16 protein-coding genes are annotated in these 19,896 nt (G+C 69.2%); 2 read left to right on the top strand and 14 right to left on the bottom strand.

From position 1 onward, the window contains the following. Positions 1–5 precede the first annotated feature (5 nt). Complete coding sequence (locus tag HNV26_RS11625) at positions 6–3,179, top strand: efflux RND transporter permease subunit (RefSeq protein ID WP_171442431.1); 3,174 nt, start codon at positions 6–8, stop codon at positions 3,177–3,179. A gap of 301 nt (positions 3,180–3,480) precedes the next feature. Then, positions 3,481–4,860: a TolC family protein gene (locus tag HNV26_RS11620; RefSeq protein ID WP_171442432.1), complete on the top strand. Its 1,380-nt coding sequence runs from the start codon at positions 3,481–3,483 to the stop codon at positions 4,858–4,860. Positions 4,861–4,933: 73 nt separating this feature from the next. On the opposite strand, the gene HNV26_RS11615 is transcribed toward HNV26_RS11620, so the two are convergent. From HNV26_RS11615 to fdhD, 14 genes are all read right to left on the bottom strand, one after another. Next, positions 4,934–7,024 carry a YfbK domain-containing protein gene (locus HNV26_RS11615; RefSeq protein WP_171442433.1) on the bottom strand — a complete coding sequence of 697 codons (2,091 nt, stop codon included), beginning with the start codon at positions 7,022–7,024 and terminating at the stop codon, positions 4,934–4,936. A gap of 271 nt (positions 7,025–7,295) precedes the next feature. Continuing rightward, positions 7,296–7,667, bottom strand: a complete 372-nt coding sequence (locus HNV26_RS11610; RefSeq protein WP_171442434.1) for a hypothetical protein — start codon at positions 7,665–7,667, stop codon at positions 7,296–7,298. 197 nt (positions 7,668–7,864) lie between these two features. Beyond that, positions 7,865–8,239: a DUSAM domain-containing protein gene (locus HNV26_RS11605; protein ID WP_171442435.1), complete on the bottom strand. Its 375-nt coding sequence runs from the start codon at positions 8,237–8,239 to the stop codon at positions 7,865–7,867. Between the two features lie 349 nt (positions 8,240–8,588). Continuing rightward, positions 8,589–9,494, bottom strand: coding sequence for a nucleotidyl transferase AbiEii/AbiGii toxin family protein (locus HNV26_RS11600; RefSeq protein WP_171442436.1), 906 nt, complete (start codon positions 9,492–9,494; stop codon positions 8,589–8,591). An 11-nt stretch (positions 9,495–9,505) separates the two neighbouring features. Further along, a complete protein-coding gene (locus HNV26_RS11595) occupies positions 9,506–10,075 on the bottom strand; it encodes a type IV toxin-antitoxin system AbiEi family antitoxin domain-containing protein (RefSeq protein WP_171442437.1) in 570 nt (189 codons plus the stop codon). A 94-nt stretch (positions 10,076–10,169) separates the two neighbouring features. Further along, the gene (gene epsU, locus HNV26_RS11590; RefSeq protein ID WP_171442438.1) at positions 10,170–11,429 is read right to left on the bottom strand and encodes an exopolysaccharide biosynthesis GT2 family glycosyltransferase EpsU; all 1,260 of its coding nucleotides are present in this window, start codon (positions 11,427–11,429) and stop codon (positions 10,170–10,172) included. A 15-nt stretch (positions 11,430–11,444) separates the two neighbouring features. Continuing rightward, a complete protein-coding gene (epsV, locus tag HNV26_RS11585; RefSeq protein ID WP_171442439.1) occupies positions 11,445–12,968 on the bottom strand; it encodes a PCP family exopolysaccharide biosynthesis protein EpsV in 1,524 nt (507 codons plus the stop codon). Beyond that, positions 12,965–13,369, bottom strand: coding sequence for an exopolysaccharide biosynthesis response regulator EpsW (gene epsW, locus HNV26_RS11580; RefSeq protein WP_090491206.1), 405 nt, complete (start codon positions 13,367–13,369; stop codon positions 12,965–12,967). The genes epsV and epsW overlap by 4 nt, the downstream gene beginning before the upstream one ends. 26 nt (positions 13,370–13,395) lie before the next feature. Next, a complete protein-coding gene (locus HNV26_RS11575) occupies positions 13,396–13,572 on the bottom strand; it encodes a hypothetical protein (protein ID WP_011557330.1) in 177 nt (58 codons plus the stop codon). 11 nt (positions 13,573–13,583) lie between these two features. Further along, positions 13,584–14,834: an exopolysaccharide export protein EpsX gene (gene epsX / locus HNV26_RS11570; protein WP_171442440.1), complete on the bottom strand. Its 1,251-nt coding sequence runs from the start codon at positions 14,832–14,834 to the stop codon at positions 13,584–13,586. 3 nt (positions 14,835–14,837) lie between these two features. After that, the gene (epsY, locus tag HNV26_RS11565) at positions 14,838–15,479 is read right to left on the bottom strand and encodes an exopolysaccharide export protein EpsY (protein ID WP_171442441.1); all 642 of its coding nucleotides are present in this window, start codon (positions 15,477–15,479) and stop codon (positions 14,838–14,840) included. A gap of 17 nt (positions 15,480–15,496) precedes the next feature. After that, positions 15,497–17,032, bottom strand: coding sequence for an exopolysaccharide biosynthesis flippase (gene wzx / locus HNV26_RS11560; RefSeq protein ID WP_171442442.1), 1,536 nt, complete (start codon positions 17,030–17,032; stop codon positions 15,497–15,499). Between the two features lie 111 nt (positions 17,033–17,143). Then, on the bottom strand, positions 17,144–18,628 hold the full coding sequence (gene epsZ, locus HNV26_RS11555) for an exopolysaccharide biosynthesis polyisoprenyl-phosphate hexose-1-phosphate transferase EpsZ (RefSeq protein ID WP_171442443.1): 1,485 nt from the start codon (positions 18,626–18,628) through the stop codon (positions 17,144–17,146). A 326-nt stretch (positions 18,629–18,954) separates the two neighbouring features. Next, a complete protein-coding gene (fdhD, locus tag HNV26_RS39475; protein WP_436410037.1) occupies positions 18,955–19,848 on the bottom strand; it encodes a formate dehydrogenase accessory sulfurtransferase FdhD in 894 nt (297 codons plus the stop codon). Positions 19,849–19,896: the final 48 nt, after the last annotated feature.

Raw genomic sequence — 19,896 nt, 5'->3', positions numbered from 1 at the left:
CACCCATGCTGCGAGCACTCATCGCGTTCTGTGTCCGAAGCCGCCTGCCCGTCCTGCTGCTGACGCTGGGCATCGGCCTCTTCGGTGTGAAGGCCTATCTCGAAACGCCCGTGGAGGCGTTTCCGGATGTCACCAACCTCCAAGTGAATGTCATCGCGCAGATGCCCGGGCTGGCGCCCGAGGAAATCGAGCGGCAGGTGACGGTGCCCCTGGAGCGCGTGCTCAACGGCACGCCGGGCATGGTGCAGATGCGCAGCGAGAGCCTCTTCGGGCTGTCGCTCATCTTCCTCACCTTCGATGACGGCGTGGACCCGTTCAAGGCGCGCACCATCGTCGGGGAGCGCATGTCCAACGCGGACACGCCGGACGGCGCGGACGTGCGGCTGGCGCCCGAGGCCACGCCGCTGGGCAAAATCTACCAGTTCCGCGTGCTGAGCGACCGGCACACCCTCACCGAGACGCGCTCGGAGATGGAGTGGAACATCGCGCGGCACCTGCGCCAGGTGCCCGGCGTGGCGGACGTGCTCAGCCTGGGCGGCTTCCTCAAGGAGTTCCACGTCCAGGTGGACCCGTCGCGGCTGCTCGCGCACGAGTTGACGCTGGCGGACGTCACCGAGGCGCTGGAGCGCTCCAACCGCAACGTGGGCGGCGGCTTCCTGCGCCAGGGCGACCAGGAACTGCTCATCCGCGGCGTCGGCTACCTGCGCGGCGCGCAGGACGTGCAGAGCATCGTCCTCAAGAGCGAGGACGGCACGCCGGTGACGGTGGGCGACGTGGCGCGGGTGGTGGCGTCGCACACGCCGCGTCGCGGGTCGGTGAGCCACAACCTGGACATGGACGTCACCGAAGGCGTCGTCCTGCTGCGCCGGGGAGAGAACCCCAGCACGGTGCTGGAGGGCGTGCACGCCAAGGTGGAGGAGCTGAACTCGCGGGTGCTGCCCAAGGGCATGCGCATCGAGCCCTTCTACGACCGGAACGACCTGGTGGGGCACACGCTGTCCACGGTGCACCACAACCTGCTGCACGGCGCGCTGCTGGTGGTGGCGGTGGCGTGGCTGTTCCTGCGCAGCCTGCGCTGCTCGCTCATCGTCGCGTCCGTCATCCCCCTGGCGCTGCTGACGGCCTTCATCGGCCTGAAGATGGTGGGCCTGCCCGCGAACCTCATCTCCATGGGGGCCATCGACTTCGGCATCCTGGTGGATGGCGCGGTGGTGCTGGTGGAGAACGTGCTGCACGAGGCGGGGGTGCAGCGGCCCCGGCGGCGCAAGGAGATGCTGGGGCTCATCCTGCGCTCGGCGCTGGACGTGGCGCGGCCGACGTTCTTCGCGATGGCCATCATCATCGCCGCGCTCATCCCCGTCTTTACCCTGGAGCGCGTGGAGGGCCGCATCTTCCGGCCGCTGTCGCTGACGTACAGCTTCGCGCTGGTGGGCGCGCTCGTCTTCGCGCTGACGGTGGTGCCCGCGCTGTGCGCGCTGTTGCTGCGGCCGAAGGACGCGGAGGTGAAGGAGCCGAAGCTGCTCACCACCCTGCGGGAAGGCTACGGCCGCGCGGTGACGTGGCTGATGCCGCGCAAGCCGCTGGTGTTCGCGAGCATGGTGGCGCTGGTGCTCTTCACCGGCGCGGTGGGCTCGCGGGTGGGCAGTGAGTTCCTGCCGGAGCTGGACGAGGGCGACATCAACATCTTCGTGGAGATGCCGGCCAGCATCTCCCTGGGCAAGGGCGCGGACCTCCTCCTGGAGGTGCGGCGCAGGCTGCTGGACTTCCCCGAGGTGAAGGAGGTGCTCGTCGAGCAGGGCCGCCCGGAGGACGGCACGGACAACGAGGCCGTCAACATGGGCAAGACGTTCGTCCGCTTCACGCCCGAGGAGACGTGGCGCAAGGGCTGGGACAAGGAGCGGCTGGTGCGGGAGATGCGCGCCTCGCTGCTGGAGATTCCGGGCGTCAGCTTCAACTTCTCGCAGCCCATCAAGGACAGCGTGGAGGAGGCCATCAGCGGCGTGCGCGGCAAGGTGGTGCTGAAGATTTTCGGCACGGACCTGGCGGCCATGCGCGGCACGCTGGAGCAGGCCGTCACGTCGCTGCAGAACGTGGAAGGCGTGGTGGACCTGGGGCTCTACCGAGACTCCAGCGTGCCGCAGCTCCAGGTGGTGCTGGACCGTCCCGCGCTGGCGCGTGCCGGCATCGACGTGTCCACCGCGCAGGACCTGGTGGAGACGGCCCTGGGTGGCCGGGTGGTGACGGAGCTGTGGGAGCAGGAGCGTCCCGTCCCGGTGCGCGTCATCCTGCCGGGCACGGAGCGTGACGACGAGGCGCGCATCGGCGGCATCCTGGTGCCCACGGCCAGCGGAGGCCATGTCCCGCTGCGCGAGGTGGCGCGGCTGGAGAAGGCGCTGGGCCGCGCGAGCATCAACCGCGAGGCGAACAGCCGCACCCTGGCGCTGAAGTTCAACGTGGAGGGGCGCGACATGGGCTCCACCATCCAGGAGGCCATGGCCACCGTGGAGCGCGAGGTGACGGTGCCGGAGGGCACGTTCCTCAAGTGGGGCGGCGAGTTCGAGAACCAGGAGCGCGCGCTGGGTCGGCTGGCGGTCATCGTGCCCATCTCCTTCCTGGTGGTGTTCGCGTTGCTCTACGCGGCGCTGGGCTCCATGCGGAGCGCGAGCGCGGTGCTGGCGGGGGCGCCCTTCGCGATGTGCGGCGGCGTGCTGGCGCTGGCCGTCACGGGCATCCCGTTGTCGGTGAGCGCGGCGGTGGGCTTCATCACGCTGCTGGGGCAGGTGTGCCTGGCGTCGTTGCTGGTGGTGAGCGCGGTGGATGACCGACGGAAGGCGGGTGAGGCGTTGGAGACGGCGCTGCCGGCGGGCGCGGCCAGTCGCTTCCGCGCGGTGTTGATGACGGCGCTGCTGGCGATGCTGGGGTTGATGCCGGCGGCGCTCTCCAGCGGAGCTGGCAGCGAGACGCAGCGGCCCTTCGCGGTGGTCATCATTGGCGGACTGGTGACGGCGGTGCTGGTGTCGCTGTTCGCGTTGCCGGCCTTCTACTCCGTCATCGTGGGGAAGCATGCCGCCTCCACGGGCTCGCGGGACGACGAGGACGAGGACCTGGACTCCGGCGTGGGGCACCTGGGTTCCAAGGGGCACGGCCCGGAGCAGGGCACCGCGGGGGTGGCGGCGTGAGGCGCTTCATTGGGACGAGAGTGCGGAGGTCTCCTGGTGGTGCACGGCGCGGCATGGCGGGCCGAAAGGCCCGGCATCGCTGGAGCATCGATGCTCTGCGGCGCGACACCGTCCTTGGACCCGTTCTGCGAAGTGGTGTGCGTTCAGCGAACGGTGGCTTGAAGCGCTTCATGCCGGTGCGCGCCCACTGGGCGGTGCCGGAGACGGAGCCATGTGGTGCCAGGCGAGGTCTCAGCACAGAGGAAGTTCCATGGCTGTCGTTGGTGTCGGAAGGTGCTCAGGGCGAGGCGGAGGTGACGGAATGAGGCACTTCACCGCATGGTGTGTGCTGTGTCTGTTGATGGGCGGGCCTGCCAGGGCCGTGCAGGCCGATACGCCGCCTCCAGGTCGATTCGCGCTGGCGCAGAACCGGTCGGATACCCCGCCGGCCCGACTCCTGCTCGCGCAGACGCGGTCCGATGCTCCGCGGGACTCACTCACGCAGGAGCAGAAGCGGACCGAGGTGGCGCCTCCGGAGCACGTCACGCTGGAGCAGGCGCTGTCGCTGTTGGTCGAGCGCAGCCCGTGGGCCGTAGCGGAGCGCTCGCGCATTGACGTGGCGGCGGCGGACCGCGTCGAGGCGAGCATCCTGCCCAACCCATCGTTCAGCTACGGCACGCAGCTCCTGGCCGCGGGCGTGAACACCGGTTCGTCGGTGGTGCACGAGCTGTCGCTGGAGCAGCCCCTGATGATTTTCGGGCAGCGCGGCGTGCGCCGTGAGCTGGCGGAGCGCAACGTGTCCGCCGAGCAGGCGCGCGTGAAAGCCGCACTGGCGGAGCGAGCGCTGGCCGTGCGCGAGGCCTTCGCGGCGCTGCTGGCGAACCAGGAGGAGCTGCGCGTGCTGGAGGAGACGGCGGTGGACCTGGGGCGCGTGGAGAAGGTGGTGAAGGGCCGGGCGGCGGCGGGTGACTCCAGCCGGTATGACGTGGAGCGCATCGAGGTGGAGAGCCGCGCGCTGGAGGTGGAGGTGTTGAACGCTCGCGTCAACGTGGCCGACGCCTCCGGACGGCTGGCCGCTTTGCTCGGCATGGAAGGGTGGCACCCGAAGGCGCAGGGCTCGCTGCGGACCACCGAGTCCCTGCCGGACCTGCCACTCCTGTGGGAGTCCGCTCAGCAGCGCCGTCCGTCACTGGTGGCGGCGCGCGCGCGGCAGGCCGTGGCGCGCGGCGGTCTGGACGTGGCCCGCCGGGAGCGGCTGCCGGTGCCGTCCGTGGCGGCGGGTGTCATGTTCACCCGGAACGAGCAGAGCACCATCGCCCTGGTGGGCGTGGGACTGCCATTGCCGCTCTTCGACCGGAACCAGGGCGCCGTCGCCCGCGCGTCCGCGGAGATGCAGGCCGAGGCCCGCGCATTGGAAGCGGAGCTGGCCGAGGCCCGCGCGGAGCTGTCCCGGGCTCACGCCGTCCTGGAGGGCCGCAAGGGCGCGTTGGAGCGGCTGGAGCACGACGTGGTGGAGCGGCTGCCCACGGTGCGCCGGATGGCCGAGGACGCCTACCGCGAGGGGCGCGGAGGCATCCTGGAGTTGCTGGACGCGTTCCGCTCGCTCAAGGACATGCGTGTGCTTCACCTGAAGCAGCAGGAGACGGTGAAGCTCGCTGAGGCCTCGGTGCTCTTCGCGGCGGGGCTGGACACGGCGCCCTGACGGGAGCTTGCGCTCGCGCCTGGCGGAAGTGCCCCGGCATGGCGGGGCATCACGCCAGGCGCGGGCGCGGGGCTCAGGGCAGGGTGGGCACGCGGTCGAAGTCCATGGTGCTCACGGGCGCGAAGGCCTCGAAGCGGTCTTCGCGGTGGTCCAGGGCGCGGGCCTTCTGGATGAGGGCGCCCAGCTCCGCCACGTCCTCGCGGGCCTTCAGCGGCTGGCCGACTTCCTCCCAGAGGGAGAGCAGGGCGTCATAGGTCAGCGGGCGCACCCAGTAGGAACCGCGCAGCTTCTCGGCGAAGGCGGCGGCCACATAGGACAGCCGCGTGGGCGGTGTGGCGCGGCCGTAGGCGGGACGGAGGACGCTCGACGGCAGCGGCTTCTCGATGAGCTTCGAGTCCCCACCCTCCGGCGCCTTGTAGCGGATGCGCAGCGTGCCGAAGGACGCGGAGGGCTCGGTGAGCTTCACCTCGTAGAGCGCGGTGACGGCGTGGCCCGCGCCGATTTCACCCGCGTCCACGCGGTCATCGGCGAACTGCTCCTTGGTGAGCATGCGGTTCTCGTAGCCGAGCAGGCGGTAGTGGGACACGGCCTTCGGGTTGAACTCCATCTGGAGCTTCACGTCCTTGGCCACCACCTGGAGCGTGCCGGTGAGGTTGCGCACGAAGATGCGGTGCGCCTCTTCAATCCGGTCCACGTAGGCGTAGTTGCCCTCACCCACCTGGGACAGGCGCTCCATCAACACGTCGTTGTAGTTGCCCATGCCGAAGCCGACGGTGGACAGGGTGATGCCCTTCGCCGCGCGCGAACGGATGCGCTCCCAGATGCTGTTGGCATCCGTGAGCCCGGTGTTGGCCACGCCGTCCGAGCAGAGGATGACGCGGTTGATGCCGCCCTCCACGAGGTGGGAGGCCGCGAGCGAATAGCCCATCTCCAGGCCCGCCTGGGCGTTGGTGGAGCCTTCGGTGTGCAGGCTGTCGATGGCGGCGCGGATGATGTGTGCGTGCACGGCGCTGGTGGGCTCCATTACCAGGCGCGCGGTGGAGCCGTACACGACGATGGAGACCTGGTCGCGCTCATCCAGCTCGTTCACGAGCAGGTGCAGTGCGCGCTTCACCAGGCCCAGCCGGTTCTCCAGGTTCATGGAGCCGGACACGTCGATGACGAAGACGAGGTGGCTCGGCTTGCGCTGCGGGCGGCTGACCTCTCGCGCTTTCACGCCGACGTGGACCACGTGGTAGCCCTTGCGAACGGGAGACGGGAAGCCTTCCACCTGGACGCTGAAGGGCGCGCTGCCCTGGTGCGCGTAGCCGTAGTCGAAGGTGTTGACGAACTCCTCCACGCGGACGGCCTGTTCGTTGGGAAGGTCGCCGCGCTCCAGGTAGGCCCGCGTCAGCGTGTACGACGCGGAATCCGTGTCGACGGAGAAGGTGGAGAAGCGCTCCTCCTCCGTGTTGATGGTGGGATTGACGCCGTACCCCTGGAAGTACATGTGGAAGGGAGAGACGGACGCGGGAGGCTCGGCATCTCTGCGGGCGAACCGGGGCGCGCTCGGAGGCATCGGGGGCGCCGGACGGCTCAGGGACTGCGAGGGCAGGATGGAGGACGGTGGGCCGTTGATGGCGACGCCTGGGTGGGCGCTGGTGGGGCGCTCTGCCAGGCTTTCGTAGGAGCGGGTAGCGCCGCCCTTGCCTCCCGGACGGGCGACGGCGATGCGCTTGATGAACTCCTGGTCGATGTTCACGCCCATGGTCGTGGAGCCCACGTCGATGGTCGGAGGGGTTCCGATGACATGTACCGGCTCCTCCGATGCAGCGGCGAGGAGTTCCACGTCGACCCGGGTGGTCCGGTTGAGGCGCAGTTGGATGGCCGAGCGTCTGTAGGGCTTGAACCCTTCCTTCTCGAACGTCAGCGTGTAGTCGCCCGGTGGGAGTTGAGGGATTCGGTAGCTGCCCTGGGCATCTGTCGAGGTCGTCAATTCCCCCTGCAGGTTGGGCGAACTCGCGGTCACGATGACATTGGCAATGGGACGGCGTTGATGCGTGTTGAGGACCGTCCCAATGAGGGTGCTGGTGTTTGGATTCGTGCCGGCATCGGACTGAGCCAGCGCGGGAAGTGCGAACAGCAGCAGGAAGACGCACAGCACACTGCGAGCGACGGAATGCATCGTGGGCCACCTCGGAGGAACAAGAGGTGGCCATCTTCCAGAGAGCGCTCGTAGCGAACGTCATGAGCGCCTCGCCTCTTCATCACGGTTTCAGCATCAATCGCGCGCCAGGATGCCGGGGCTAAAACGGGGCCGGGTGGGCTGACCAGGCAGTCGCCACGTCGAGAATTTCCGTGGCCTCCGTGTTGAGCCCGAGCCGTTGGAGGCGCAGGCCCGAGCTCCATCCACGCATCACGATGTCGAGGTCATCGCCGCGTTGATGTCCGGCAGGTCAATGGGAAGGGGTATCGCCGCCTTCATTGGGCTTGCCGCGCCAATCCACCCGAAGGAGCGGCTTGTCCGGCGTCAGCGCCCAGTCGATGAGGCAGCGAACGAAGCCGGGGCCCACGGCGGTGGAGTCCCAGGCGGGGACTCGCACTCGAATCCAGCAGCCGCCTGCGTCTGGGAGTCCCGGAAACTCCCGGCCGAGGATGGCCAGGAAGCCCTCCTCGGCGGGTTGCTCCAGCGGATACAGGACGTGGAACCGCTTGTCGTCCGCGATGACGTGCAGGACTTTTTCCGCTCCATCCTCTGCGTCCACCCACCAGATGAAGAGGCGGCTTTCCCGGTGGAGCTTGCGTCGTCCCTTGGCGAGCACGGCCATCCGCGTTGCCTCCTCCCAAGCCGCATCGGCTGCCCGCGCCGCGCCGTTCCCACGCACGAAACTAAAGTCCAACTCGAGTCTCATGCAAGACAGCCTGCGCAACTGCGCCCGTCCTCCCATCGCTGACGTTGTGCGCGGCCTTGACGGTGGCTCCTGAGCACGACGGGGGCGCGGCGTCAGTCTCGCTCCCGTCGCCGTTACGACTCGTCGTCGAGGTCTTCGAGCTGCCCGGCTGCAACGTCGCGGTAGAAGGGCACCACTTCTTCGGCGAGCACCTCCCGCATTTCTTGGCGGGCGCTGTCGAAGTCACCCGCGCGCTTGTGCTGGTACATGCGGTGAAGCGCACGCATCAGGCGCCAGGAGCCATCCTTGATTCGGTGCATGGCTTCTCGCAGAAGTTCTGTTGCGCCTGCCTCGGTCTGTAGCGCGGTGTCCGCGTCGCTGATGGCGACTTCTCGCGCAGTGCGCCGAAGCAAGCTCCGCACGTCATCCGTCAACTCCAGCGGGATGCCTTGGTTCAACACGCCATGTGCGAGGGCGCGCACCGGGTCCCAGTCGGGGCTGTCGTCCATTACTTCCTCCGCGTCTTTCTTCCGGGCTTGCACATCGACACGGGCCGCTCTTCTTGGGCCTCGCAGCGGCGCAGGCACTCGTAGCACGCGCTGCGGTGCTCGCCGCTGCCTACGCCGCTCACCCTGAGCGCTTCCTTCGCGGTGCTCCCGTGCCGAAGGCCCCGGCTACCTCCGTCTGGATAAACGACCCCGCGCGGCTTTCCGCCTCACTGAAAGCTGCGCAGTAATCTCTCGAACTCACTGTCTCACTCGCGTTGACAGGTTCCGCTTCATGAGCGCCTCGCCTCTTCATCACGGTTCCATCATCGGGCGATGTGTTCCGAGCCGTCGCTCTGGCCGCACTCGCACCTCAGGGCTGCACATTCCAGGTCCACCTTTCTGGAACCCACATGCCCGCCTGCGAGTCCACGAGCACCGGGCCGAGAAATGCCCGCACCGCCAAGGTGAGCGCGTCCAACGTCGGCCAGGGAAGGGCGTCCTCACGTGCCATCTTGGCGTAGGGCTGCTGCCACTGCGCCGGGGGCTCGGGAACGAAGTACGGGAGCGGGTGCGTTCCGCGGAACGCAAATGTCTGCTCAAGGGCTGCTCGCAGGCGCGTCGAATCGATCTCCCGAGCCATGGCGAGCAGCGCAATGTCCGGAAGGTCCTTGATGCGCGTGTTGGGCCGGGCGCGCGGCAACGTATACGCGTGAAGCTTCTCCGCCAGGTGCGTCTCGACGGGATAGAGCCGCAGCGTTGGCGGTGTGATGCCAGCGAAGCCCAACACGTCATCGGTCACGACGACATCTGGTTCTCCGGTGATGGGATCTCCAAACGCGACGTCGACGCCAAAGGGCGCGCCATAGATGCGGCCAGCGAGGTCACACTCCGCTCGAAAACGCAGCCCGTCATACTTCATCCCGTCGTTCTGGATTTCGGGGTGCGCTGAATCCGCGCGGACCTGGAAGCGCATGAAGTCCCCCAGGTCGAGCTGACTGGCGTGTTCGAGCCGCTGAAGCACGTCGAGTGGTGGCCCGACGAATCGGAGGTCCACGTCCCGTGTTGTCCGCGCCCGGTTCAGCCGGAGTTCAAGAACCAGTCCTCCCTTCAAGGTGACGGAGTCCTCGAAGACGCGGACCACCCGTGCGAGGAACCGGTCGAAGACGAGGAGTTGTCGCCGTCGCGCGAAGGCCAATCCAGAGGGCGTCGCTGCGCGGCGGCGCTGTTCGAGCGCGTGCTTGAAGCCCGCGGCGTTCGTGTACCTGCGAGGGGGCATGCGGAGGCGTCCTAGGGACGTTGGGCCGCACTCTGAATACCCGCCAGGTCTGACGTGAGAATGAGCCCGCGTGACAGGGCCTGCGCGATGGCCTGATTCAGCAGGTCGGGTGAGACCTGCGCCGCTGCGCAGTCCAGCAGCGTTCTGCGCGGCGAAGTCCCTGGGATGGGACCGAACCAGACGCGCTCCGTTTCGCCAACGTCGGCATGGTGGAGCACGGTGCCCGCGGGGGCGCGGAACCGGCGTTGTCTCCACGCGGCCGGCAGCGACAGGTGCACCCGTGAGGGCAGGACGTCCGACAGGCCATGAAGCGCCAGCGCGGTCTGGTGGGAGAAGACACCTTGCTGCTCGGACCAGAGCCAGACGGCGACGAGGTCCTCGTGCTCACTGGCCGGAAAATGCACCAGCCGGTAGATGCCACGGCGCACACGGTGGAATCTCCCGGCCCCCACGTGGTGGGCGAGCACCTGCGGTGAATACCCCGCCTCCAGTGCCTGCTGCGCCGTGAACAGGCCCGATTGCCCCGCGACGATGTCGAAGAGCCGGTCCCAATCTGGCTGCCCGCGTCGTGCCGTTCCCACGCACGAAACTAAAGTCCAATTTGAGTTTCGTGCAAGTCGCCACGCTCGACTGCACAAAACTCAAGTCCAACTTGAGTTTCGTGCACGCCGCCCGCTACCGGTTCTCACCCTCACGCGAGGTGCGCACCCACTCGCCGCGCTTCTCCGCGCCGGGGCCGCGCAGCATGAGCCACACCTTCCACACCACGTAGACAGGCGCCCAGGCCAGGTCCAGCAGACCGCGAACGCCCACGCCAGACACCCACCAGCCGCGCAGGACATACGCCCCCAGGCTGGCCACGCTGAAGCCCGCCACGCCCAGCGCCCACGGCATCGGGTTGTGGGACCACCAGGCGAACGCCCCGGCCATCACCGCGCAAGCCACCGCCGCCAGCACCAGCTGGCTCAGCGGCGGCACCAGCACGTCCATGGCCAGGTCCAACAGCGTGCCGTCCTTCTTCCGCAGGCCTTCCTTCAGCAGCGGCCACCCGTGAAGCTTCCGCATCTGCGCGCGGCCACCCTCCCAGCGCTGACGCTGCGAGCGGCTCTGCTTCTCGCCAGACACCATCTCCCCCAGCACCTCCGCCTCCCAGACGTAGTGCACGCGGAAGCCGTTCTGGGCCAGGCGGATGCCGTACTCCAGGTCCTCCACCACGCTGAAGGCGTCATGCGGCACCTTGGCCAGCGCGTGGTGCGTGAAGCACATGCCGTTGCCGCGCAGGCCGCACGACACGCCCAGGGCCTCGCGGCCCTGTGAGCGCACCTTGTGGAACATGCCCAGGGCAATGGTCATCAGCCGCGTGCGCCAGGACGCCGTGGGGTTCATCACCCCGTAGTGCGCCTGCATGGCGTGCGCGACTTCGAGCCCGCCCTTCACGCCATCGGCCTCCTTGCCCTCGACACCCTCGATGCGCTTTGCGAAGGCGGTCAGCAGGTTGGGCGACACCACCGTGTCCGCGTCCACCACCACCACCGCCTCGGCGAATCCGTCCTGCTGGCTGAACTCGAAGGCGTGGGCCAGCGCGTAGCCCTTGCCCCGCTTCGTCGTGTCCTGCCGCTCCAGGACGAAGGCGCCCGCCTCACGCGCCTTCTGCGCCGTCGCGTCGGAGCAGTTGTCCGCCACCACGATGATGCGCCGCAGGTGCGCCGGGTAGTCCACCTCGGACAGGTTCTTCACCGTCCGGGCGATGCCCAGCTCCTCGTTGTGCGCGGGGATGATGATGTCGAACTTCCGCGGCCCGATGCGCGTCGCCGGCGGCTGGGGCCGATAGGAGCGCAGCGTCAGGGTCAGCAGATAGCCACACGCCACCGCCACGGGAAGCTGCGCCACGCACAGCGCCACGTCCAGCCACGTCCACGATGTCACGACATGCACCCCCGAGCGCGCTGTTCAGCGCCGCTCCAGCTCCGCCAGCACGGGTAGCTTCAGAATCCGCTCGACCTGCCACTTCTCCAGAATGCGCCGGCGGATGATGTCCAGCGCCAGCGCCGCGAAGATGCCCATGCCGATTCCGCCCACCACGCCCGCGGCGACGATGAGCTTCACCTTCGGCTTGGACGGCCGCTCCGGGAAGGTGGGCGGCGACAGCACGCTGAAGCGGTGCTTCATGGACGCGCGGGAAATCTCCAGCTCCGTGCGCGCCTGGTCCAACCGCCGCATCTTCTCCTGGTGCCGCATCACCAGCATGCGCACCCGGTCCGCCGCCACCGACACCTCCGGGTCATCCGACGTGGCCGGCCCGCCGAACGTCGCGCCGCCCAGGGCCGCCGTCGCCAGCCCGGACTCCAGCTCACCCGGGTCACCGCCGTTGCGCACGTACTCGTTGATGAGCTCCGTCATCTCCGAGCGCAGCGCAATCAACTGCGGCGAATCCTCCTGGAGCGAGGAGATGCGCTGCTCCAGGTCGGTGATGATGGGGTGCTGCGGCGAATAGATGACGCGCTGCTCGGACAGCTGGTTGCGCAGCTCCGTCAGCCGCCGCGAGCGGAAGTCCTCCACGTCGCCAATGGCCCGGCGCTTCGTCTGAATCATGAAGCGCATCTGCGCCAGCAGGTGGTCGGTGTTGATGCCCAGCGCGGCGTTGGCCGCGGCCGCGGCGCCGCCCCGCCGCCCCTTCTTCTCCTCCTCCTTCTTCTGCCGGGCCTCCACGCGCTTCACCGCCGCGTTGAGCTGGCCAATGGCCTGCTGGATGCCCGCGGCCTCCTCCACCACCTGCTTCTCCAGGATGGTGATGGCCTCCTGCACCGCGCCCATCTCCGCCGCCTGGCGCATGTCGAGGAAGTTCTGCTGCGCGGCTTGCACGATGTTGAGCGCCAGCTGCGGGTCGGTCCACTCCACGCCGATGGAGACGGTGCCCGTGCCGCCCTCCACGCCGACAATCATCGCCTGCTCCAGCATGGCGGTGAGCGCGTCGCGCTTGTCGTCGTCCGACATGGCCACCGGCGGCTTGCGCAGCACCTTCTCCTTCAGCCGGCTCAGCGGCGAGCGCTGCAGCTCCCAGTACTCCACCAGCTTCGCCTGCGCGACGATGGACCTGAGGTTGTCGTGCTTCATCACCATCTCCCACGCGGCGCGCGTGGGCTGGTCCGCGTCCACCGGGATGGAGCGCCCGGGGTTGGCCAGCGAGGAGATGATGAAGTTGCGCTGCGTCAGCATCCGCGTCTCCACGCGGTACTTGCGCGGCATGATTTTGCTGACGCCCACCGCCATGGCGGACACCGCGCCCATCACCACCAGGGCGAGGAACCAGTGCCGCAGCACCGCGTTCTTCAAGAAGAAGACCGCGTCGATGGCGAAGCCCCAGTCGATGAGGTCCGCGGGCGCGTTCGTCTCCGGGAGCTCCGGAGTGAACGCGGGCCGCGGCGGCACCAGCTGGGGGCGCGGCCCGGGAGCCCCGGGCGCGGGGACCGTCACGGCGCCCTCCTGGCCCCGGTGCTCTTGAGGAGCGACTGCACCCGCCGGGTGAACTCCTCCTGGGTGAAGGGCTTGCCCAGGTAGCCGTTGGCGCCGGCCTCCTCGGCGTGCGCCTTGTCCTCCGGCAAGTCCCGGGCGCTCACCACCAGCACGGGCACGTCCGCCATCGTCGCCGAGCGGCGGATGTGCTCGCAGAGGTCATAGCCGGAGATGTCCGGCAGCGTCAGGTCCAGACACACGAGGTCGGGACGCGCGGCCGTCTCCAGGTGCTTGAGCGCGGCGCGGCCACTGGGCAGCTCCACGACCTCCTTGAACCCCATGTCCCGCAGGTAGTCGCCCAGCATCTTCCGGAAGAAGGGGGCGTCCTCCACCAAGAGGACCGTGTGCAGGTCGGACTCCATCCGTCGTCAACCTTTCTGAAACTCGCTCAGCCGAACCCGAGCCGTGGCACCCAGACGAGGACGCCATACGTGTATGCCGCGTTGAAGAGGACGAACCAGAGGATGGCCTTCTTCAGCCCCCGCATGGGATGCGGATCCCTCGCCGCCTTGGCTGGCAGGGCGATGGTGAGGATGAGGACGGACATCAAGATGAGCTTCGCCATGGCGCCAGCCCTTAGAGAATACCAGTTTGCCGCACGGACAGGCCCAGCGTCGCGGCCCACGTCAGCCGGGCCGCCGGGAGTTCGGGCGAGCGGCTCCACGTCCCGCGGAGGTCGGTATCCACGGACACCCACCGTGTGAGAATCCAGGAACCAGTGAAGCCTCCGGAAAGGATGCTGTCCCCACTACTTCCGCCCACGGCCGCGGCGCCGCCGCCCATGGCGGACACGCGCACGCGGGGCCCCAGGGCCCACGTCCCCGTCAGCGTCAGGTCCGCCCGAGGGTAGACGCGCGCCGTGAGCCGGTCCGTGAAGGGGACGAGCCGCAGGTCCGCCCGGCCGTTGAAGTCCGCGGTGCGCGAGGGAACCCGGTGGCTCACCCCGACATTCAGGTTGGGGAGCAGCTCCGTCCGGGGCGCGTCCAGCGGGCCGGGCTCGGGCTCGCCTTCGCCGGGGGGCACGGGGATGGCGTGCACCACGCTCACGCCCGCTCCGGCCTCCAGGGAGGTGCGCCGGTCCACCCGGTGCCCCCAGGCCTCCCGCAGCGTGACGATGGTGTTGTTCGCCCCGGTGGAGAAGCGCGCGTGGTTGAACGCCACGGAGGTGGTGATGGCGCTCAGGGGTGACAGCGCGTGGCTGAGGGACACGTCCGCGCGCGGGCCATACTGCATGGGCACCGCTTCGCGGGCGGGCCCGTCCAGGCCGCCGCTGATGGAGAAGCCGCCGGAGCCGGTGAGGTTCCACCGCCGCCCCAGCCAGCCGGTGTCCGCCGTCAGCGTCGTCGCGGAGGAGAGGAAGTAGACGGTGTCCGCCTGGGGCAGGGGCTGCAGGGGCCCGCCGCTTCCGGGCGGCCGCAGCGGCCCGTCGGGGTCCGCGCCCGGTGTTCCGCCGGGCAGGGAGCCCAGGTCCGTGGTGAGGAGGTTGACGCTGCCCAGCACCAGCTCCTCCGACAGGCGCAGGGACAGGCCGCGCTCGGGGCGCCACAGGCCGGCCAGGCGGCCCATGTGCTGGATTTCGGTGCGCGCGCGGGCGGTGACCTCGCGCAGGCTGATGCGCGGGGCGTACTCCACCTGGAGCGCGGTGTTGCCCTCGCGAATCTCCAGGCCCAGGAGCGGGGTGACGTCGGTGTCACCGGCGACACGGGGGGCCTCGGGGGCGGGGTCCTCGTTGGAGCGCAGGCGCGAGTCGACGCGCGCGGCCGTGGCGTAGCTGACGGAGGCGGAGGTCACCTCCAGCAACGCGACGGTGAGGACCGTCCCCAGCACGGGTTATTCCACCACCACCACGTCACCGGGGCGCAGGCGGAAGGTGGGCGCGCGCCCCTCGGCGTGGATGAGGTCGTCGTAACGGAAGCGGATGCGCTCGGGCGCGGCGCCCTCTTCCTGGCGCATGACGAAGATGCGGTCCTTGTGGGCGTACTCGGTGAAGCCGCCCGCGCCGGCCAGGGCCTGCAGCAGGCTGGCGCCCGGGTCGATTTCCAGCGGACCGATGCGGTTGACCTCGCCCACCATGGTCACCTTGATGGGGCGCGCCATCTCCAGCGCGACCGTGACGACGGGGTGGTTGATGTAGTCCTTCAGCCGCGTCTGGATTTGCTGCGACAGCAGGGCCGGCGTGTGGCCGGCGGCCTCCACGTCGTCCAGGAAGAGCAGGCTGATGCGGCCGTCCTCGCGCACGCGGGCCTGCGTGGTGAGCGACTCCTGGTTCCACACGCGGATGTTGAGCAGGTCGCCCGCGGCGATGCGATACGCCGAGTCCACCGGGGGCGGCTTCTCCTGGTAGTCATCCACCCAGGTGTACTTGCCCAGGCCCCGGCAGGCGGGCGCCAGCAGCAGCAGCGCGGCGCAGGCGGCGAACGAGCGCCAGGGACGGCGCGGGGCGGAGGGCGGCTGGCGGTGCGTGGACGGCATGAGCGGCGGAACTCTCCTCACGGGGTGGGCGCGGCCTCGGGCGCGGGGTTTCCACGGCGGCGGGCGATGCGCACCACCTGGAGCACTTCGCCGGGGCGCACCGCGCCGGTGGCCAGCACCGCGACGATGTACAGCACGGCCTCCACGGTGATGCGCACCCACGGGTTCAGGGAGGCCAGCAGCGTCTGGTCCAGCACGGCGATGGCCGCGCAGATGACGGCCGTCTTGGCCATCATGGACACCAGGCGCGCGTCGAAGGCCGCCTTGCCCATGCGCCCCAGCAGGCTGATGGTGACGCAGATTTCCATGAGCAGCATGGACAGCGCCGTGCCCGCCGCGCCGCCGCCGTTGCCCAGCGCCGAGAGCATCAGCGGAATCAGCAGCAGGTTGAGGAGGGGGATCAGCACCACGCTGCCAATGACGCTGGTGATGGTCACCCACCACTCGCGGTTCGTCATGGTCAGCCACAGGCCGGCGTTCATCGTCACGAAGGCCAGCACGAACAGCGGCGACATCAGCCGCAGCGGCATGGCGGATTCGGAGAACGCGCCGCCCATCAGCCCCACCCACAGCGGCGCGCCCAGGACGATGAGCATCATCATGGGCACGGTGACGGCCAGCGTGCCCTCCAGCGAGCGGCGCGTCAGGTTCGTCAGCTCCGCCTCGGAGCGCTCGGCCGCGCGGGACGCCAGCGGCATCAGCACCCAGCCGAACACCGGGTTGAGGAAGAAGGTGAGGCCCGCGATGTTCCACGCCGCGCCGTACCAGCCCACCTCTTCGTGGCTGGAGACCATGCCCAGAATCATCACGTCCAGGCGCCCGTTGGCCGCCAGCGCCGCGCCGGTGATGAAGAAGGGCAGGCTGGCCTTGAGCACCTTCAGCGTGGCCGGCACGTCCACCTTGAAGGTGAGCCCCATGTGCTCGCGGGCTAGGTACCAGCCCACGGCGAGCTTCACGGCTTCCGACGCCACCAGCGGCGCCGCCAGCCACGGCAGCGGCAGGCCCGCCACGGCGACGGCCAGCAGGCCGCCGCCCCACACCAGCTTGGTGACGATGTTGGAGACGGACAGCCCCGCCACCTTGCCCTTGGCGTGCAGCAGCGCGGCCACGGAGGCGTTGATGATGATGAGCGACTGGGCCAACGCGAAGACGTAGACGAGCTGGCGCACCTCGGGCGGCTCGTCGAAGTGGGCCATCACCAGCGCCATGGCGCCCATCAGCACCGCGGTGAGGCCCAGCCGCAGCAGCAGCGTGCTGCCGAAGAAGTCGCTGGCGTGCTCGGGCCGGCGCGACACCTCCTTGCGGATGTACATCTCCAGGCCCAGGTGGGTGGCGATGAAGAAGACGGCGGAGAAGCTGTCGGCGTAGTTGAAGCGCCCGAAGCTCTCCGGTCCCAGGTGGGCCGGCAGCAGGAAGCGCACGCCCATGGCGATGGCGTACGTGGCCAGCAGCGAGCCACCGAGCTGGAGCCCGTTGCGCACCGCGCCCATCGCCTCATGCGAGCGCTCGCGCTCGCCCGCGTCCTGCGAAATGGAATGGCTGGGACTGTTCACGGTGGGAGCGTGCGGACCCGGCGCCGGCCAGGACTGCCCGGGTGCATAGAAAACGAGCGGGGGCGGCACGTCAATGCCGCCCCCGCAAAGGTTGGGTTGCCTGAAGGCTTGCTAGCTGGCGCCGCGGCCCGTGAGCACCACCGGCACCGTCTGCAGCAGCAGGCGCAGGTCGCTCGTCAGGCTCCAGTGGTCGATGTACTGCATGTCCAGGTACATCCACTCCTCGAAGGAGATCTGGTTCCGTCCTGACACCTGCCAGATGCAGGTGAGTCCAGGGCGCACCGACAGGCGGCGGCGCTGCCACGTCTCGTACTTGGCCACCTCGGTGGGCACCGGCGGGCGCGGCCCGACGATGCTCATCTCCCCGCGCAGCACGTTGATGAACTGGGGCAGCTCATCAATGGAGAACTTGCGGATGAAGCGGCCGATGCCGGTGATGCGCGGGTCGTGCTTCATCTTGAAGACGGGGCCCGTCTGCTCGTTGAGCGCGGCCAGCTTCTCCTTCAGCTCCTCGGCGTTCACCACCATGGAGCGGAACTTCAGCATGTAGAAGGGCTTGCCGTTCTGCCCCACGCGCAGCTGCTTGAAGAAGATGGGGCCCTTGGAGGTGAACTTCACCGCCAGCGCCACCATGCCCAACAGCGGCAGCAGCGCCCACAGCGCCGCCGCGGACACGCAGATGTCGAACAGGCGCTTCATCGCCATCTGGTGCGGCTTGGGGCTCACCGCCGCGAAGTGCAGGAAGCCGTCCGCCACCGCGCGGCGCTCCACCGGGCGGGCGCGGTCCAGGCGGAAGCTGTGCGCGGGCAGCGCGAAGGGCACGCCGAAGCGCTCGGCCAGCTTGATGGCCGCCTGCATGGACTCGCCCTGCTTCAGCGTGTTGCCGGCGATGTACACCTCATCCACCGCGGTGTTGCGGAGGATGTGCTCCAGGTCCTCCACCGAACCCATGACCGGGCCGGGCAGCTCTCCCACGGAGCCGTTGTCGTCGTGGAAGCGCACGTAGCCCAGAATCTGCCGGCGGCCTCGGTTGGCCAGGTCCTCGCCGGTGTAGCGGCCCATGGCGCCCGTGCCCACGATGAGCACCGCGTCCATGGGGCGCTCCTGCGAGGCCACCGGGCGGAAGACGAACAGGCGCAGGAGCAGCGTCACCGGCCAGAAGATGAACAGCAGCGGGCCCACCACCGGCGACGTCACCACCGCCGGCATCGCCACGCTGCCCAGCGTCAGCACCGTCACCACCGCCAGCGTCGTCACCGACACCAGCGCCACGTGGTCCAGCTTGCTGCGCTCGGCGAAGCGCGAGTCGTACAGGCACAGCGCGGTGCCCGTCACGATCCACACCACCCACGCCGCGAGCACCAGCCCAGACACCTTCCAACCGGACTCCGCCGACAGCTGGCCGCTCAGCCACGCCGAGCCCACCAGCACCGACGACAGCAGCACGAGGTCCACCGTGAGGTTCAGCTTCGCCGCGGACCCCGGGGCCAGCTTGGGCGGCCCCTGCACCTCTTCAATTGCTTGTCCCTGAGCGTTGGCCGACCCAGGAGCACCGACCACCGCCGCACTTGCCGTTGCGCCGCTCATCGTGTCCACCCCCCTCTGCTCACTTTCGTCCAGTCGAAGCAGAGGTCGCCGTTGAGGCTAGAAATGTTCAAGTCGGAAGGAAACCAGTTTTGCCCGATATTGCGGCGCGGTGCAACCCCTGCCGCGTCACTAAGACGTGACCGCATGTGAAATCTTGCGACCGCCCTACCCAGGTTCGAGTTCACCGAGCATCACCAACACATTGTGATTCATCGCGGCTGGCCGCGTTTCCTTCGTCACGGTTTCTTTGCATTTACGGTGCCGCTCTGCCGCGAAGGCACGGAGGATGCCAGTCGCCGGGTGGTCCCTGGACGGCTGCCAGGAGTTTCAAGAGGTTACTCCCGCAGCAGGCGCTCGAACCCGGTGTAGACGTTGAAGCGCTCGTTCCGGACGAACGCGGCCAGCGTCATGCCAGAACGCAGGGCCAGGTCCACTGCGAGGGAGCTGGCGGCGGAGACGCCCGCGACGATGGGAATCCGGGCCATGGCGGCCTTCTGGATGATCTCAAAGCTGACGCGTCCACTGACGGCGAGCACCGCGGGTTGACGCGTCAGCGGGCGGCGGGGGGCCCGGGGGCCCCGCACGGTGCCGGCCAGCACCAGCGTCCCTACCACCTTGTCCACGGCGTTGTGGCGGCCCACGTCCTCATGGGCGGCCAGGAGGTGGCCGTCGGCGTCGAGCACGGCGGCGGCGTGGACGCCTCCGGTGCGGGCGAAGTTGCGCTGCACGTCGCGCAGGCGCTCGGTGGCGCGGGCCACGGCGTCGGGGTGGAGCACAGGGCCGGGCGGCAGGGGCGGGCACACGGCGAGCAGGTCATCCACGCTGCGCCGGCCGCACACGCCGCAGGCGGAGGTGGTGAGGGTGCCCCGGCGGGCGGTGCTCACGCGCTCCACGTCGATGAAGGCGCCGGGGGCGGGGGTGACTTCGATGACGTTGCCGAAGCCCTCCTCGCCTGGCCGTCCGCAGTGTGCCAGCCCGCCCAGGTCGTCCACGCTCTGGAGGATGCCCTCGGCGAAGAGGAAGCCGGTGGCCAGCTCGCGGTCATGTCCTGGCGTGCGCATGGTGGTGGCCACCGAGTCTCCGCTGACGCGAATCTCCAGAGGCTCCTCCACCGCGATGTCGTCCTCCTGGGCTGGGAGCAGCGTGGCGCCGTTCCACCGCTGGACGAAGCGGCGCGTGACGCCGCGGGCATCCACGGGGGGCCGGGGGGCGGGGCGGCTCGGGCGCAGGTGGGCCAGGATGAGGTCCGCCACGGCGCGCACGTCGTCGGGGTGCAG

Source organism: Myxococcus xanthus (genome assembly GCF_013116825.1).
In the GTDB taxonomy this organism is placed as follows: Bacteria; Myxococcota; Myxococcia; order Myxococcales; family Myxococcaceae; genus Myxococcus; species Myxococcus xanthus_B.
This window is presented reverse-complemented; position numbering and strand designations above follow the sequence as displayed.

Excerpts from the sequence above, each read along its gene's own strand:
- HNV26_RS11625 (WP_171442431.1), top strand. The coding sequence starts at position 6 with ATGCTGCGAGCACTCATCGCGTTCTGTGTCCGAAGCCGCCTGCCCGTC.
- HNV26_RS11620 (WP_171442432.1), top strand. The coding sequence starts at position 3,481 with ATGAGGCACTTCACCGCATGGTGTGTGCTGTGTCTGTTGATGGGCGGG.
- HNV26_RS11615 (WP_171442433.1), bottom strand. The coding sequence starts at position 7,024 with ATGCATTCCGTCGCTCGCAGTGTGCTGTGCGTCTTCCTGCTGCTGTTC.
- HNV26_RS11610 (WP_171442434.1), bottom strand. The coding sequence starts at position 7,667 with ATGGCCGTGCTCGCCAAGGGACGACGCAAGCTCCACCGGGAAAGCCGC.
- HNV26_RS11605 (WP_171442435.1), bottom strand. The coding sequence starts at position 8,239 with ATGGACGACAGCCCCGACTGGGACCCGGTGCGCGCCCTCGCACATGGC.
- HNV26_RS11600 (WP_171442436.1), bottom strand. The coding sequence starts at position 9,494 with ATGCCCCCTCGCAGGTACACGAACGCCGCGGGCTTCAAGCACGCGCTC.
- epsW (WP_090491206.1), bottom strand. The coding sequence starts at position 13,369 with ATGGAGTCCGACCTGCACACGGTCCTCTTGGTGGAGGACGCCCCCTTC.
- HNV26_RS11575 (WP_011557330.1), bottom strand. The coding sequence starts at position 13,572 with ATGGCGAAGCTCATCTTGATGTCCGTCCTCATCCTCACCATCGCCCTG.
- epsY (WP_171442441.1), bottom strand. The coding sequence starts at position 15,479 with ATGCCGTCCACGCACCGCCAGCCGCCCTCCGCCCCGCGCCGTCCCTGG.